Raw genomic sequence first — 16,658 nt, forward strand, 5'->3', positions numbered from 1 at the left:
GACCTCTACCTCTTTCAGTCGCGTCATTAAATGCTTCGGTTAGTATGAATAATCATCACTTCTTTTTCTTTTACAAAAAAGTCTTCTCCCGCTTCTACCGATTTTTGTTCATCACCCTCTAATAATGTTGTTTCCTCTTCCATTAATAACACCGTTTCATCTAACTCTTCTTCTAGCAATTCCGTACTTCCTACATCATCGTATTGAAGAAGCGCTGTTTCAGGCATAGCACTTTGCTTCTCTAACGTTGCTGCAACTTGCTTGTCGCTTCCTTCGTTCTTCTTTAGTTTTAGCTCTTTTGTTATTTTTTTTGTCTTACCCTTTTCCTTTACTCCTTCATTTCTGTTTTTTCTACTTTTTAACGTTCTAGTACCAGTAAGGTCTTGTATTACACGCCAAATCTTAAGTCTAAAGAAAACGGTCAAACTGATTAGAAGAGATATTGTTGCACCTATTAACCCACCATAAAACATTATTTGATATGCCAAACAACAACACCCCTTTACTAATCGATCAAATCTAAATTATTGAGTCTCCTTATTACTCTGTTAAGCCCATCGTCTTCTGCTGCCCCGTGCAACTGACGGGCTACATGAAATATTTCCATCACAGATCCATAATCTCGCTCTTCTTCTCCCTTAGCGCTTTCAATATCAAGTAGCAAGTTCATTAATCGCACATACGGCCCCGTACTATTTGGGAACTCTTCTATTACTAAATGAAATTGTTCAATTGCTTGCGTTTCTTCCCCCATTTGCTGGTATATAACGCCTATTCTCGTTTTTATTTCTTCTTGGTTCGCAACATCTAAATCTATTAAATCGTAATAATATTCAATTGCATGTTCATAATCTTCCTTTGCACTTTCTTGGTCCTCTGAATTTGTTGCTCTACTATGAAAGGCTTGTGCAAGCTTATATGTAAAATCCATTTCATAGCGATATTGCATTTCCTCATTATCCATCCGGTCAATAATTTCTTCTGACTTCGTTATTAGCTCAATAACCTTCGTATTTGCCCCTTGTATTTGCGCTTTATAGGAGCTATATATGTTTGCAAGAGCATGATAGTTATCTATTTTTTCCCTAGTGTTTGGTAGGCCGTCATTATATGCCTCAAATTCTTCTAGGTAATCAGTAAATTCTTCGTAATTAATATTCATTTGACTCATCGTCGTTGCTAACGTCTTATAGTATCTAGCCTGCGGTATTTCTTCTTCATCTACTTGCTGCAAATATTTAAGTGCATTACTATAATCATTTTGAACATCAAAATATGTCATACCTAGCTTGAACAGTACTCTATCATTACGATGTACTTGACCGTATTCATCATTAATATAAGACTCTATTTTTGATATGCCTATATCTGTCTCATTTCGATTAATATATAAATCTAGTAAATTAATATATGCATCAGATCTCCGACTATCCACTGTCGAAATAGCAAGCTCTAAAACTTCAATGGCACGAGCATCATTCCCGTCAATAACATATCTACTCGCGTCATTAATCAATCTCATATAGTCCTGAAACTGCTCTTTCTTTATTTCCGCATAGCCGATGTATGAAGTTGTAGAGAAAATCATTGTCAAGATCAATGGAATTAAGAAATAGGATAATTGCTTTGTTAATTTCTTTTTATAACCTTTTGTTAACTTATTGATGTTTTCTAGATCATAAAACAACTCTTCACAAGTTTGATACCTGTTCTCCGGTTCAGATTGTGTACATTTTAAAATGATGTGTTCCAATCCTTCTGATAAGGCAGGATTCCACGTCCGTATTGGCCTCAATTCAAATGGAGGTTCAGAAAGACTTTTACCTGTAACGAGATGATACAACGTGACTCCAAGACTATAAATGTCCGTTCTCGCATCCGTTTGTTTTCCAGCCTGCTGCTCCGGTGCAGCATAAGCTTTCGTACCTAAGTTAGTCGTATCTGTTGTGCTTTCATTTTTATATTCACGAGCTATCCCAAAATCAATGAGCTTAATATTCCCTTCAGGAGTAAGCATGATGTTGTCTGGCTTCATATCTCTATATATAATTGGGTTCGGCTTTCTACTATGTAAATATCCTAAAACATCGGCTAGCTGCTTCCCCCATTCAATGACATCTTTCTCATTGATTACATTTTCTCTCTTCAGCTTCTCCTTTAATGACTCACCTTCTATGTAATCCATGACGACATAAATGCCATCTTTCGATTCGATAATGTCATAAATTTTGGGTAAGGACCAATGATCGAGTTTCTTTAACATATTTGCTTCTATGACTAAACTATTGAGTAGTAACTCATCATTACTATGCGCCCGTTTTCTTATATCTTTTATGACAATCGATTTATTCAGCCTATTATCCATCGCTAAGTAAACGATACTCATTCCACCGCGCCCAATTTCTTTTAAAACCTCATATCGTTCATCAATAATTGTGCCTATTTCAATCACTAATCTCACCTCCAACAAAACATTCACAACAGCATTTTTTATGTTTTTACTAGCAAAATCGAAATATTGTCTGTCTCCTGCCTCTCCTTTACTAAATGTACGAGTGAGAGTGCTCTATCCTTCATTTGCTCTTCATCAGTGAATTGTTCCGGATTGAGTTCGGAGAATAACTCTTCATCAGATAACCGGTGGTGAAAGCCATCCGAACATAAAATATACATTTCCCCTTTTTCTATCTGTCCTTTATCAATGACTACTTCTAAACCTTTAGTAGCTCCTACACATTGCAGCAACACATTTTTTCTCGGATCATTTTTAGCCTGTTCTACTGTAATATTTCCTCTTTCAATCTCTTTAGCTATTAATGTTTGATCCTTCGTTAGTAGTTTTAATTCCCCGTCAATCACATAAAGACGACTATCTCCGACTTGTACTGTATAAAATTGGTCATCTATCATTAACAGTGCTGTAACCGTTGTTCCTAATCTAATATGGTTATCTTCACCATAACCCATAATCTTTTCATTTAACTGCTGTAATAATGATTGAAGCGTCTCATTTATATACGCTTCACTAAAATCGTCAGATAAAATGATCGAGGGTAACTTCTCGTCAAACCATTGGTTCATACCTTTAATTACTGTTCCACTAGCCAACTCTCCATGTGACAATCCACCCATTCCATCACAAACAACAAAAAGGCCAACCTTACCTTTCGATGAGTTAGCTGTCTTTATTAATAATGCATCTTGATTTGTGTTCTTCACGATTCCCTTGTCCGTATGATAAGCAGTTAAAAAAGGCATCATTTCCCTCCTTTTTAGTACGACCGCGCCATGATTACAATGTTCTTACATTTATTTCTAACTTATATAATAGCCTTTTCACACGCTAAAGGAATTGGTCAAAATTACTATATTTTGTAATAAAAACACTGTGTTTATCTATCTTTTAGGAATAAAGTCTAATATCTTATTTCTCATACACGGTTAAATACTGTAAAAAAATTGGATTAACGAACTGTTTGTTTGTTTTACATATACTGTAAATCCCTTGGTAGTTCTACGTTTTTAGCGCATATAAACAGAAAGTAATAGTCCTTTTATCATACTAGTGTGTTTAAGGGTAACTTTATTACTAAAGAGATTCACTCCGATGAACAAAAATAAGAATATTTTACTAACTTAAGGGGAGGCTCTTACTTTTTTTTAGTAAAAATGTTTGAAAATTTATCCACATTCTAAGCGGTTTGACCTATTTATTCAAACAAAAAAAATAATGACTAGCTTCACAAGTGCAAAGCTAGTCATTAGTCTTTTTCTTAAAAGTGGTGAAGATATTCTTCTGAAGTATGGAGTATTAGTTATAAACCAACAAAGGTACTTTTTGTTTCAAAAGAATTCGAAAGGTTAAGGGGTTTATCACGTCTCGATCTATTCTGTTTGAGCATGCTCATTCTCTTCTATTTCTTCTTTTAATTTTATTATTTGCATCGGGTTTCCACCGACAAATGCTCCTGGTGGCACATCTTTATGTACGAGCGTTCCAGCAGAGACAGTGGCTCCGTCTCCAATGATAACACCTGGGAGAATAGTCGTGTTCGCTCCGACCATGACATTGTCACCGATGTGGACTTCTCCTAAACGATATTCCTTAATTAAATACTCATGAGCCAAGATCGTTGTATTATAGCCTATCACAGAATTTTTCCCGATCTTAATCATTTCTGGAAACATAATATCCATCATAACCATCAATGCTACAGCCGCTTTCTCTCCTACTTCCATTCGAAGAAAAGTACGGTATAGCCAATTTTTCATTCCTAATATAGGGGTGTAACGGGCTATTTGAATAACGATAAAGTTTTTTATAACCTTTAAAAACGGTACTGTTTTATATACTTGCCAAAGAGAATTGGCCTCCTGTACAGGATATCTTTTAGTACGACGCATTGCTTACTCCCCTTTTCGAATGAATGCTTGTTAGCATGGCGATACGATGTTGTATGTTTGTAGTCACATTTTTTACTCCACACCTAAATAATGTAACAACTCAGGCATTGTGTCCAGCATGATGTCTGGCTCATACGTTTGTAGCGATTCTTTCCCTTGTATACTCCATGCTACTCCCGCTGTTTTTGTTCCAGCATTTTTCCCACCTAATATGTCATGCTTACTATCTCCGACCATGAGTGTCTTGCTTCTGTCTGCTTGTAGCGCAGCCATCGCTTTTTCTAGTGGCTCAGGATGGGGCTTATAATTCTCCACTTCATCTAAAGAAACGACGACATCAAAAAACTTGTCCAATTTCATAAGTTCAAGTCCTCTAACCGCCGTACCACGACTCTTCGTCGTTACTATCGCCATCTTATAACCTTTTTCCTCAAGCTTTTCTAGTGTCTCGTAAACTCCTTCATATTCCTTTACAAGTTCGTCATGCTTTGCATGATTATACGTACGATACGTTTTTGTCATTTCCTCCACCTTTGATGGGTCCAGGTTCGTGAAGGTTTCTGAAAGAGGTGGGCCAATAAATGTGATAACATCCTCCCTCGTATATTTGCCAGGATAGTAGTGCTCCATCGTATGGAGAAATGATGCAACGATTAACTCAATTGTGTTGATGAGCGTACCGTCTAAATCGAATAAAATGGTATCAATTGTTTTTAGTTCCTTGTTTATCAAAACTTCCAGCTCCTTATGTAAGTGATGTATCAGTATTTTGTTAATGGGTTTCGTTTGTTTTCGTTTTGGAAAGTTAGTATGGATTGCTTTTTTATGTTGTGTGACATTGCAACTAGTGTTTCCTGATTTAATGGGTTGCTATTTTGTTTTGTACGCTTTTGTCACGTTGTTTTCCTGATGGAATGGGTTGCTATTTCGTTTTGTACGCTTTTGTCACGTTGTTTTCCTGATGGAATGGGTTGCTATTTTATTTTGTGTGCCTTTTGCGCGTTGTTTTTCTGCTCGAATGGGTTGCTATTTTATTTTGTGTGCCTTTTGCGCGTTGTTTTTCTGCTCGAATGGGTTGCTATTTTGTTTTGCGTGCCTTTTGCGCGTTGTTTTTCTGCTCGAATGGGTTGCTATTTTGTTTTGCGTGCCTTTTGCACGTTGTTTTTCTGCTCGAATGGGTTGCTATTTTGTTTTGCGTGCCTTTTGCGCGTTGTTTTTCTGCTCGAATGGGTTGCTATTTTGTTTTGCGTGCCTTTTGCGCGTTGTTTTTCTGCTCGAATGGGTTGCTATTTTGTTTTGCGTGCCTTTTGCGCGTTGTTTTTCTGCTCGAATGGGTTGCTATTTCTTCTCAACTTGATATTCACAACCACATTCATATTATGAAGGTGTGTAATATCTCTGTACTTTCCTTTCTCAAGCAAATTCCTCTCGCGAACAGAAAACTAAACCACTTTCCTTTCCGTTCACTACCATCTTCCTCCTCACCACCGGTACACAAAATCATTTCCCCCGAACGAAGGCATTTCCCCATTGTCATTACAATTTAAGGAATCGCATTTGAATCACCAGTTTCTGCGTCTTTCTCTTCTCTTTTCTCAAGTCGCTTCCATATAATTGCAACAGTAATCGTTAATAGGATTGCCACAATAAGGCGAATTAATAAAAGTGGCCATAACGGAATCCCCAAAGGCGCGAATAATAATGTATCTTCTATAACAGCATGACAAGCCACTAAGAAAATCATCACTAAATACACATCTTTTTTGCTTACACCATCCTCTTTCACCGCTTGAATCATGACGCCTGCGCCATATGCCAAGCCAAAAACGAGGCCAGCTGCTAGCGTAGTCGATGTATTTTCACGGATTCCTAGTACGCGAGTAAACGGTGACATCCAACGTGAGAAGACGTCCAACCATTTTAAATCCTTCATTATTTGGATGAATACCATTATCGGGATGACAATTAGCGCTAATTGCAGTATACCAAGTAACGCACTTTCAACCCCTTGATAAACGATAGGTAAGAAACCGTCGACAGCTTCTCTTTCCCCTGATGGCACGAAGCCGTATTGCGCACGTTCACTACCTCCATGCCAAACGAGGTTGATAAGCCATGCTGAGAACAGTGCAAGCCCGATTCGCACTAATAAAACGATCCAAATTTTCACACCGACCTGCTTTGCAACTGCAGATTCAACAAATAAATTATGAGAGAATGAGAGCATGACAGCTAATATAAAAACTTGCTTTACCGTTAAGTCCATCGTAAGCATTGCGCCGATAGCGGCATATAAGTTCAGTACGTTCCCGAGCACGAGTGGTATCGCCGCTTCCCCTGTTAAGCCTATGTAGCCCATCAGTGGTGATAAAAGCGTAGTCAGCCACCCCATTACCGGAGTGTGCCCTAATATTGTAACGATTAAAGTTATCGGAAATATGATTTTCCCTAATGTCCAAGTCGTTTGGAGTCCGACCATTAACCCCTTTTTTAACGTATTCATGATAGTCCCTCCTCAACAGCCCTACTTAGTCATTATTCGTGAAAAAAAAGGTGACGTCAAGGATTGTAATTTTGACATCACCTTCTTATTTTATTATTTCTTTTTCTTCTTTTTATTTGTTTTTTTCCCTGAGCTGTTTGAGCTTTTCGGTGGGAGTTGATCATCGTCATCTAGGTAACGTTTATCTGCAAGACCTTTTTGACGACGGTAAATGGCTAAAATAATACCACCAATGATTGTGATAATAGAAACAACGACCGCTGTTCGGATTCCGAAGAACAATAAATTATCTGTTCGTATCATTTCAATAACACCGCGGCCTACCGAGTACCAGATTGCGTACGTAATAAACATTTCTCCACGACGCAAGTTTACTCGTCTTAAGTAAAGAAGAAAAGCGACACCTAGTAAGTTCCAAAGCGATTCATACAAAAACGTCGGATGGTAATAGGCACCATTAATATACATTTGGTTAATAATAAATTCAGGTAGCATGAGGTTTTCTAAAAATGCTCGCGATACTTCTCCTCCATACACCTCTTGGTTCATAAAGTTTCCCCAGCGTCCGATCGCTTGCCCAAGTAAAATACTAGGTGCTGCGATATCCGCAATTTTCCAGAAGGAATAACCTCTCTTTTTAGCAAAGATAACGGCTACTACTACTGCACCTATTAAAGCACCGTGAATGGCTAAGCCACCTTCCCAAATCGCAAAAGCTTTTATCGGGTCATGGGCATAATGTTCCCAGCGAAAAATGACATAGTATAATCTTGCACCTACGATAGCGGCTGGAACTGCAAAAATTAATAAATCCGCAAACATATCCTTCGGAAAGCCGCGCTTCTTCGCTTCATGATTAGCAAGTAAGTATGCTAACGCCGCCCCAACCCCGATTAAAAGACCGTACCAGTAAACCGTTAGCGGTCCAAGTTCAAAAGCAACTGGGTTTAATGGCTGTATCGTTGCTAACATTCATTTCACCTCTTTAATTATGTATGTACTCTGTTAAAGATTCATTTCTATATTACATGAGATAACCATTATCGCATAGGAATGTGAATTTGTTATGAAGATCAACGGTTTAAATTAAAAATCGTCTTTGTCTCCTTCTTCAATCACATTTGTTAACTGATCAGAGAATTGTTGTGCTGCGTTAATCCCCATTCGTTTTAACCTAAAATTCATGGCTGCTACTTCAATAATAACTGCAAGGTTACGACCAGGGCGAACTGGTACCGTCATTTTCGGTAAATCAGTGTCAAAAATCTTAATCGTATCTTCGTCTAGTCCTAATCTATCATACTGCTTTTTTTGATCCCATAATTCAAGATGAATGGCTAAACCGATACGCTTGAAGTTACGAACAGATCCTGCTCCAAATAACGTCATCACATTGATAATGCCTAGACCACGAATTTCTAATAGATGTCTAATTAGTTCAGGTGCTCGTCCGACGAGTGCCCCTTCATGCTCTTGGCGTATCTCAACAGAATCATCTGCAACTAATCTATGACCACGCCGCACGAGGTCCAGTGCAGTTTCACTTTTACCAACGCCGCTGGAGCCAGTAATCATCACACCAATACCGTAAATATCAACAAGTACACCATGCATCGCAGTCATTGGTGCTAACTGACTTTCTAAATAGTTCGTTAACTGGGAACTAAGGCGAGTCGTTGTCATTTCTGAACGGAGCACAGGAACCCCCATTTTATTAGCTGCCTCAACGAGCTTCTCTGGCGCCTCCATTCCTCTTGATAAAACGATTCCAGGCGTGTCATATGTACATAATCTTTCTACTCTATCCTCCTGCTCTTCAGGCGTTAGCTGAGAGAAAAACGTCATTTCTGTTTTTCCAAGTAATTGAATTCGCTTCGCTGGATAATACGTAAAAAAACCAGCCATCTCCATACCAGGACGAGATAAATCACTCGTTGTAATTGGTCGAAATGCAACGTCTTCTTCATTGTTAAGTAGTTCCAATTTAAATTCTTTCACTAAATCCTGCACTGTTACTTTTACCATGCTTGAATAACCTCCTTAATGTGAAACCTCTTTGTTGCACTTGAAAAGGAATGTAATGATTAAATAATGATGTTTAGTTTTAGCATTTCCATGCCTTTCAAGGAAAAATAGTGATTTTCCTCTTATGTTTTCCATCATACTATATTTATTTTTTAAATGCGACTAGGGGTATGAAAGGAATGTGTTGATTATAAGAAAAAGTATATTTTTGGCTATTCAAGCAATGTGCGGGGCCGCCAATTCCTTTTACTGTGTGCTAAGATCGTACCACCGCCAAATATATACTTTCATTTCATTTAAAAAAGGCTAAGCCATCATTCGGCCTAACCTTTATCTTTTTGTTACTGGATCCACTAAGAATGAGTGAATCATACTATTCAATAGCCCAAATAGTACCGCTGTAATAATAGCTATACTAAAGCTTTCTATGATAAAGCTATTTCCCATAATAAAGGACGTTAACATTAAACCAATCGCATTAATCACAATCATAAACAAGCCTAACGTTAAAATCGTAATAGGTAACGTAAATAGAATTAGAATTGGTTTTACAGTTATATTGATCAGCGCCAAAATGAAACTTGCCAATATAGCAAAAGCGAATCCAGCTATCTCAATACCATTAAAAAAGTGAGCGATAATGAGAAGTACGATAGCGTTGACCATGAGCTGTATGATCCAGCCCATTATATAACGTCCGTTTCATTTGGGATAATGATCGTCGCAATAAAATAAGCGAGCACAACTGGAAAAATCGCAAATGGGATCATCAGAACTAATGCAATTATTCTTACCATTGTTGGATCAATATTAAAGTAATGTCCGATTCCACCACAAACGCCAGCTATTCTTCGGTCGCTAACAGTTCTATATAAACGCTTCATACGACCACGCTCCTTTCTCGTTTCTATCTCCTACTCTGTCGACGATTAGTGTCAAGTTACCCTTTTAGAGGCAAGGTAATTAATGCTTCACCGTAATCGAACCAGTTGTCGCTTCTACTTCCACGTAAAATGCATTTTCTCCTTCTTTGTTTGCTAAAAATGACATTTTCTTACTAGCGAATTCCTTTTTCTCCTCGATAATGCTTAAGTGATCTAAATCGCAGTGGATTCCGCCAACTGTCGTTTTCAACTCGCCTTCCGTTTTCACTTCTTCTGGTACGATGACGTTAACACTACCTGTCGTTGTTTTAATGTAGGCTCTGCTATTAGTAGGCTCTAACAACGTATAGTGAACCGTACCATTTAACGTTTCTGCATCAAGCTTCCCTTTTACAACATTCAACGACATCGTCCCATTGACTGTTTTCGCATCTGTGTGTTCCATATTAAGCTTACTAATAGAGATTGTACCGTTTACCGTTTCAAAACGAACGTCCTTTGCATCTACTTCATCAAAGTTGATACGGCCATTTACCGTTTGCGCTTCAAATTTTTCACTTTGAACAGTTTCCCCGTCAACTTTTCCGTTAAAAGTATAAAGCTTTACTTTCTCTAAGTTTTCTTTAGGAACATAGATGACAGTATTGATTTTCATTGTCTTCCGATTTGATTCGAAACGAAGTCTTTCGTTGGAAACATCGAAATTTACCTCATCAAGGAAAAACTTACGCGCTTCATCGTTATCATGCACTTTATACACTTTCACATTACACTCTACTCTAATATCCTCTTCCTCCCACGGACGGAATGTAATGCTTCCATTTTCCAAATGAACATCTACGTTCCTTACATTTTCTCCTTTGTGCTGGAATATATGCTGGATTTCAACAGATGATCCAAAGTTAAAGTCTAAGTCAAACTCTTTAATTTTTTGAACCGCTTCTTCTATAAATTCGCTGAAACGATTAGCAAAAGAGCTCTTTTTCGATGTTTTCTCGTAGTAATTGTTTTGTGAGTTTTCCCAATCAACATCCTTGGAAAGTTGCTCTGTCGTTTTTTCTTCTGCAGCAGTTGTACTATTTTCTTTCCCTTCTTTTAACGCATTAAGTAATTGCAGTCCTTCTTCAGCTGTAATTTTCCCATCCTCGATCATTTTTAATATCATTTTACGTTCTTCTTGCATACATCTATTCCTCCTTTAAAATTAAGGTGTTAGTCTTTTCCATTGATGTTATCGTGATATCCACATTGCCTCATGTAATGTGTATTAGTATTTACATTTTTAATTACGACAAAGCATGATGGAAGGTTTCACAATCACTATTTCTTCGTTACTTTAACTTTACCTTTTCTTACATGAAACGAATACAGACGCAAGACCGTTTTAGACTAAGACCGGAGGCTTATTTTTTTGTCATTCTTCTTTATCAGGTAAATTTCCAACTGACATGAAGGCTCTTAGCTCGACCAACCCTATATATATTTCATACCCTCTTTGTACTATAGTTAAAAGGAGGGGACTCAAAAACTAAAGCTTTGAGTCCCCCTCCTCGTATGGTTATCTATTTATTTCATCGTTGCAACCTTTTCTTTTTCCTTTAATAACTCTTCCATTCGTTTACGCTCTCGTTCCAATATTGGCTTTAAATATTCTCCTGTGTAAGAGCCCTTTACTTCTGCAACCTTTTCAGGTGTTCCTTGAGCGACGAGCTGACCACCTTTATCTCCACCTTCAGGTCCTAAATCTATAATGTGATCGACCGTTTTGATAACGTCTAAATTGTGCTCAATTACTAGTACTGTATCGCCATTTTCGACGAGACGCTGCAGCACCTTTAATAATCTTTCAATATCAGCTACATGGAGTCCGGTCGTTGGCTCATCTAAAATATATAGCGTTTTCCCTGTAGAGCGACGATGTAGTTGAGATGCGAGCTTCACTCTTTGTGCTTCTCCACCAGATAGCGTCGTCGCAGGCTGACCTAGCTTCATATAGCCGAGACCAACGTCATACAATGTTTCGATACGCCTTTGTATGCGAGGAATATTCTCAAAAAATTGCAGCGCATCTTCTACGGTCATATCCAAAACATCTGCAATTGTTTTTCCTTTGTATTTTACTTCTAACGTTTCACGATTATAACGTTTACCGTGGCACTCTTCACATGGAACGTATACATCTGGTAAAAAGTGCATTTCTATTTTGATAATCCCGTCACCGCGACACGCTTCACATCTACCACCTTTAACGTTAAAGCTAAATCGACCTTTTTTATAGCCACGAACCTTCGCTTCATTCGTCATCGCATACACGTCACGAATTTGATCAAATACACCTGTGTAAGTAGCAGGATTTGATCGTGGGGTACGCCCTATTGGTGATTGGTCGATATCAACTACCTTTTCTAGTAGTTCAATTCCTTCAATTTTTTTATGATCACCAGGCTTATCCTTCGCAGTTGTTAGCTTTTGGGCAAGAGATTTATATAAAATATCGTTAATTAACGTACTTTTTCCTGATCCAGAAACACCTGTAACTGCCACCATGACACCTAAAGGAATATCTACATTCGTGCCTTTTAAATTGTTTTCTTTTGCTCCTTTTATAGATAATTTGCGCCCGTCTGGTTTGCGGCGCTCTACTGGAAGCGGGATAAATCGTTTACCTGATAAAAATTGTCCCGTTAAAGACCCTTCATTATTACATATCTCTTCCGGTGTCCCTTCAGCAGTAACCATACCACCGTGAACACCTGCACCTGGTCCGATATCAATAAGGTGGTCTGCGGCCAACATTGTATCCTCATCGTGTTCAACGACAATTAACGTATTCCCTAAGTCACGCATTTTCTCCAATGTGTGAATAAGTCTTGTATTATCACGCTGATGTAATCCGATTGACGGTTCGTCCAAAATATATAAGACACCCATGAGCGACGACCCTATTTGTGTTGCTAATCGAATACGTTGGGCCTCTCCACCTGATAATGTCCCAGCCGAACGAGAGAGTGATAAATAATCTAGTCCCACGTTGATTAAAAAACCTAATCTTTCATCTATTTCTCGTAAAATCATTTTGGCAATCGTCATTTCTTTCTCTGATAGCTCGAGGCTGGAGAAAAAATCTTTTGCATCTTTAATCGATAGGTGTGTTATTTCACCAATATGCTTATCACTCACTTTAACAGCAAGCGTTTCTTTGCGAAGACGATTTCCTTTACATGTTGGACAAGGTTTTTGCGCCATGTAGCCTTCCATTTGTTCTCTAATGTAATCAGAACTCGTTTCATGATAACGCCGTTCTATGTTTTGGACGACACCTTCAAAATAGATCTCTTTTTCACGAACATTTCCGAATTCATTTTCATAGCGGAAATATACTTTTTCGTTCCCACTACCGAATAAAATTTTATCCACTTGATGCTTCGGTAGTTGTTCAAGTGGTGCATCCATATCGATACCGAAATGGTCACATACACTCGACAGTAGCTGTGGGTAATATTGTGAGCTTGTTGGCTCCCAAGCTGCTACAGCATGTTCATTCAATGAACGAGCCCAATCGGGAATGACTAAATCGAGATCTACTTCTAGCTTTGAGCCTAGTCCGTCACACGATTGACAAGCACCGAACGGACTATTAAATGAAAACATACGTGGTTCTAACTCGCCAATGGAGAAACCACAGTGAGGGCAAGAGTGCTTTTGACTAAATAAAAGCTCTTCCTCGCCAATCACATCAACAATGACTCTACCATCGGCAAGCGCTAGCGCAGTTTCTAAAGAATCTGCTAGACGAGACTCGATGCCTGCTTTTATGACAATTCTATCAATAACAACTTCAATATTATGCTTCTTATTTTTCTCCAGCTCGATATCCTCAGCAACCTCACGCATCTCACCGTTCACACGAATACGAACAAAGCCTTGCTTTTTCATGTCCTCGAGTACTTTTACGTGTGTTCCTTTACGACCGGATACGATCGGGGCAAGTATTTGCATTTTCGTTCTTTCCGGGTAGTTCATCATGCGATCAACCATATGCTGGATCGTCTGTGACGTAATTTCAACCCCATGTGTCGGACAAATTGGTCTTCCAACACGGGCAAAAAGGAGTCTTAAATAATCATAAATTTCTGTAACTGTCCCTACCGTTGACCTCGGATTTCTACTCGTCGTCTTTTGGTCAATGGAGATCGCTGGAGATAATCCTTCTATCGCATCAACATCTGGCTTGTCCATTTGCCCTAAAAACTGACGTGCATATGCGGACAATGATTCGACGTAACGTCTTTGTCCTTCAGCATAAATCGTATCAAAGGCCAATGATGATTTTCCTGATCCTGATAACCCTGTTAATACTACTAGCTTGTTTCTTGGAATTGTTACATCTATATTTTTTAAGTTATGAGATCTTGCACCCTTTACAACAATATTCTCTAGTGCCATTCATGTCACCCTTCCGCTTTCAATTCAATGATGACATCACGCAGCTCAGCCGCTCTCTCAAAATTGAGGTTTTTCGCTGCATCCTTCATCTCCATTTCCATTCTTTCTATCACTTTTTCACGTTCTTTTTTACTTAGCTTCTGCTTTGGTGCTGCTACTTCTTTTACTTCATAGGCTTCATCAGCCTCTGCAGCGTAAGTAGCTTGGATAAGCTGTGGTACTGCCTTCTGAATCGTCTGTGGCGTAATACCGTGCTTCTCGTTAAATTCCTTCTGGATTTCGCGACGGCGTTTCGTTTCTCCTATTGCAATGTCCATCGACTTCGTTATTTTATCGGCATACATAATCACGTGCCCATTTGCATTACGCGCCGCTCGACCCATCGTTTGGATAAGCGATCGCTCTGCACGTAAAAAGCCTTCCTTATCTGCATCTAATATAGCAACAAGAGACACCTCTGGAATGTCGAGTCCTTCTCTTAATAAGTTAATACCAACGAGCACATCAAAGTGCCCTAATCTTAACTCTCTTATTATTTGAATTCTTTCTAATGTCTTAATATCTGAGTGCAGATAACGAACGGAAATGCCAACTTCCTTTAAGTAGTCCGTTAAGTCTTCAGACATTTTTTTCGTTAAGGTTGTCACTAATACACGTTCGTTTCGTTCTTTTCTTAAGCGAATTTCCTCTATTAAATCATCTATTTGCCCTTCAATTGGCCGTACATCAACCGTAGGATCAAGTAAACCAGTAGGACGTATAATTTGCTCTACCATTTTTGGACATATATCAAGCTCATACGGCCCAGGTGTCGCCGAAACGAATATAGTTTGATGAATGTGCTTTTCAAATTCCTCAAACTTTAATGGGCGGTTATCCTTTGCTGATGGGAGACGGAATCCATGATCAACAAGTACTCCCTTTCTCGCTTGGTCACCATTATACATACCACGGACTTGTGGTAATGTAACGTGGGATTCATCGACAACAATTAAGAAATCCTCAGGAAAGTAATCGAGCAACGTGTACGGTGTTGCACCAGCTTCACGGAATGTTAAATGCCTTGAGTAGTTCTCAATTCCAGAGCAGTACCCCATTTCTTGCATCATTTCTAAGTCGTAGCGCGTCCGCTGTTCGAGACGCTGTGCTTCTAATAGCTTTCCTTTTTCATTCATTTCCTTTAACGTTTCTTCAAGCTCTTGTTCGATTCTTACCATTGCTTTTTTTAACTTCTCTTCTCTCGTAACGAAGTGAGAAGCTGGAAAAATAGCTGCGTGGTTTCTTTCCCCTAATATTTCACCAGTAAGTGCGTCAACTTCCGTGATTCTATCAATTTCATCCCCAAAAAACTCAATTCGTAAACAATGCTCGTCTCTTGATGCTGGGAATATTTCTACAACATCGCCTCGAACACGAAATGTCCCCCTCGTGAAATTAATATCATTTCTTTCATATTGTATATCTACTAAATTACGTAATAGTTGATTGCGTTCTTTTTCCATTCCAACTCTTAAAGAAACGACAAGCTCACTATATTCCGTAGGTGACCCTAAACCATATATACAAGATACACTCGCGACGATAATCACGTCTTTTCTTTCAAATAATGAACTTGTAGCAGAGTGTCTTAGTTTATCTATCTCATCGTTTATACTTGCGTCTTTTTCAATATACGTGTCTGAATGTGGGATATATGCTTCTGGCTGGTAGTAGTCGTAGTAGCTAACGAAGTATTCAACGGCATTGTTTGGGAAAAATTCTTTAAACTCACTATATAGCTGTCCAGCTAACGTTTTATTGTGGGCAATAACTAAGGTCGGTTTTTTAACTTCCTTTATGACATTTGAAATCGTGAATGTTTTACCTGTACCTGTTGCCCCAAGTAACGTTTGAAACTTTTTTCCCTCATTTATGCCTTCCACAAGCTCCTTTATTGCCTGCGGTTGATCTCCTTGTGGCTCATACTTTGACACGAGTTCGAATCCAGTTGTCATTTCTTCTGACATCGGAACTTCCTCCTTGAAGTTGTAATTTTTTATAGAAGACGTATCATTACATACATTGTGAACTATTCTTAATCATCACTAAAATAAGCGTAAAATGCAACGATGAAGCATTAGGAAAAATAAGCTAAATTTTCTTATTTTGACCTATCTATATCATTCTTTACAATTCTTGTAACATTATAACATATAAAAAAACAAATACGAACATATATTCTCTGTTTTTTTAAGAAAACTAAATCGGTCTTGGTGAAGCTCGCTTATTAGTTTTTTTAAGATGCGGTGAAGAAATGATGCCACATGTCTTTAATGTAGTACCGCTCTTCTCGCTACTACGCGTGGCATCAATGCCACCGCAAATTTCTTCTCTTTGTACATAAAAAGATGAAGTGA

Annotated in this window: 13 protein-coding genes; all 13 read right to left on the reverse strand. The window is 38.4% G+C overall.

The annotated features are described in order from the left end of the window. Window positions 1–26: 26 nt before the first annotated feature. Window positions 27–488 (reverse strand): hypothetical protein, encoded by a 462-nt coding sequence (locus BCELL_RS17675; RefSeq protein WP_013490139.1) that lies wholly within the window; start codon window positions 486–488, stop codon window positions 27–29. A gap of 17 nt (window positions 489–505) precedes the next feature. Further along, the gene (locus tag BCELL_RS17680) at window positions 506–2,452 is read right to left on the reverse strand and encodes a serine/threonine-protein kinase (protein ID WP_013490140.1); all 1,947 of its coding nucleotides are present in this window, start codon (window positions 2,450–2,452) and stop codon (window positions 506–508) included. A 38-nt stretch (window positions 2,453–2,490) separates the two neighbouring features. After that, window positions 2,491–3,261, reverse strand: coding sequence for a PP2C family protein-serine/threonine phosphatase (locus BCELL_RS17685; RefSeq protein ID WP_245546895.1), 771 nt, complete (start codon window positions 3,259–3,261; stop codon window positions 2,491–2,493). A gap of 624 nt (window positions 3,262–3,885) precedes the next feature. Then, on the reverse strand, window positions 3,886–4,404 hold the full coding sequence (locus BCELL_RS17695) for an acyltransferase (protein WP_013490142.1): 519 nt from the start codon (window positions 4,402–4,404) through the stop codon (window positions 3,886–3,888). A 72-nt stretch (window positions 4,405–4,476) separates the two neighbouring features. After that, complete coding sequence (gene ppaX / locus BCELL_RS17700) at window positions 4,477–5,136, reverse strand: pyrophosphatase PpaX (protein WP_013490143.1); 660 nt, start codon at window positions 5,134–5,136, stop codon at window positions 4,477–4,479. 811 nt (window positions 5,137–5,947) lie between these two features. After that, a complete protein-coding gene (locus BCELL_RS17705) occupies window positions 5,948–6,907 on the reverse strand; it encodes a nucleoside recognition domain-containing protein (protein WP_013490144.1) in 960 nt (319 codons plus the stop codon). A gap of 93 nt (window positions 6,908–7,000) precedes the next feature. Further along, complete coding sequence (lgt, locus tag BCELL_RS17710) at window positions 7,001–7,879, reverse strand: prolipoprotein diacylglyceryl transferase (protein WP_013490145.1); 879 nt, start codon at window positions 7,877–7,879, stop codon at window positions 7,001–7,003. 114 nt (window positions 7,880–7,993) lie between these two features. Next, window positions 7,994–8,932, reverse strand: coding sequence for an HPr(Ser) kinase/phosphatase (hprK, locus tag BCELL_RS17715; protein WP_013490146.1), 939 nt, complete (start codon window positions 8,930–8,932; stop codon window positions 7,994–7,996). A 330-nt stretch (window positions 8,933–9,262) separates the two neighbouring features. Beyond that, window positions 9,263–9,619, reverse strand: a complete 357-nt coding sequence (locus BCELL_RS17720; RefSeq protein WP_013490147.1) for a phage holin family protein — start codon at window positions 9,617–9,619, stop codon at window positions 9,263–9,265. Further along, the gene (locus tag BCELL_RS17725; RefSeq protein ID WP_013490148.1) at window positions 9,619–9,816 is read right to left on the reverse strand and encodes a PspC domain-containing protein; all 198 of its coding nucleotides are present in this window, start codon (window positions 9,814–9,816) and stop codon (window positions 9,619–9,621) included. The genes BCELL_RS17720 and BCELL_RS17725 overlap by 1 nt, the downstream gene beginning before the upstream one ends. 79 nt (window positions 9,817–9,895) lie before the next feature. Then, the gene (locus BCELL_RS17730; RefSeq protein ID WP_013490149.1) at window positions 9,896–10,999 is read right to left on the reverse strand and encodes a DUF4097 family beta strand repeat-containing protein; all 1,104 of its coding nucleotides are present in this window, start codon (window positions 10,997–10,999) and stop codon (window positions 9,896–9,898) included. Between the two features lie 383 nt (window positions 11,000–11,382). Beyond that, window positions 11,383–14,262, reverse strand: a complete 2,880-nt coding sequence (uvrA, locus tag BCELL_RS17735; RefSeq protein ID WP_013490150.1) for an excinuclease ABC subunit UvrA — start codon at window positions 14,260–14,262, stop codon at window positions 11,383–11,385. A gap of 5 nt (window positions 14,263–14,267) precedes the next feature. After that, window positions 14,268–16,256: an excinuclease ABC subunit UvrB gene (gene uvrB / locus BCELL_RS17740; protein WP_041809160.1), complete on the reverse strand. Its 1,989-nt coding sequence runs from the start codon at window positions 16,254–16,256 to the stop codon at window positions 14,268–14,270. Between the last annotated feature and the right edge of the window lie 402 nt (window positions 16,257–16,658).

Source organism: Evansella cellulosilytica DSM 2522 (genome assembly GCF_000177235.2).
In the GTDB taxonomy this organism is placed as follows: domain Bacteria; phylum Bacillota; class Bacilli; order Bacillales; family Salisediminibacteriaceae; genus Evansella; species Evansella cellulosilytica.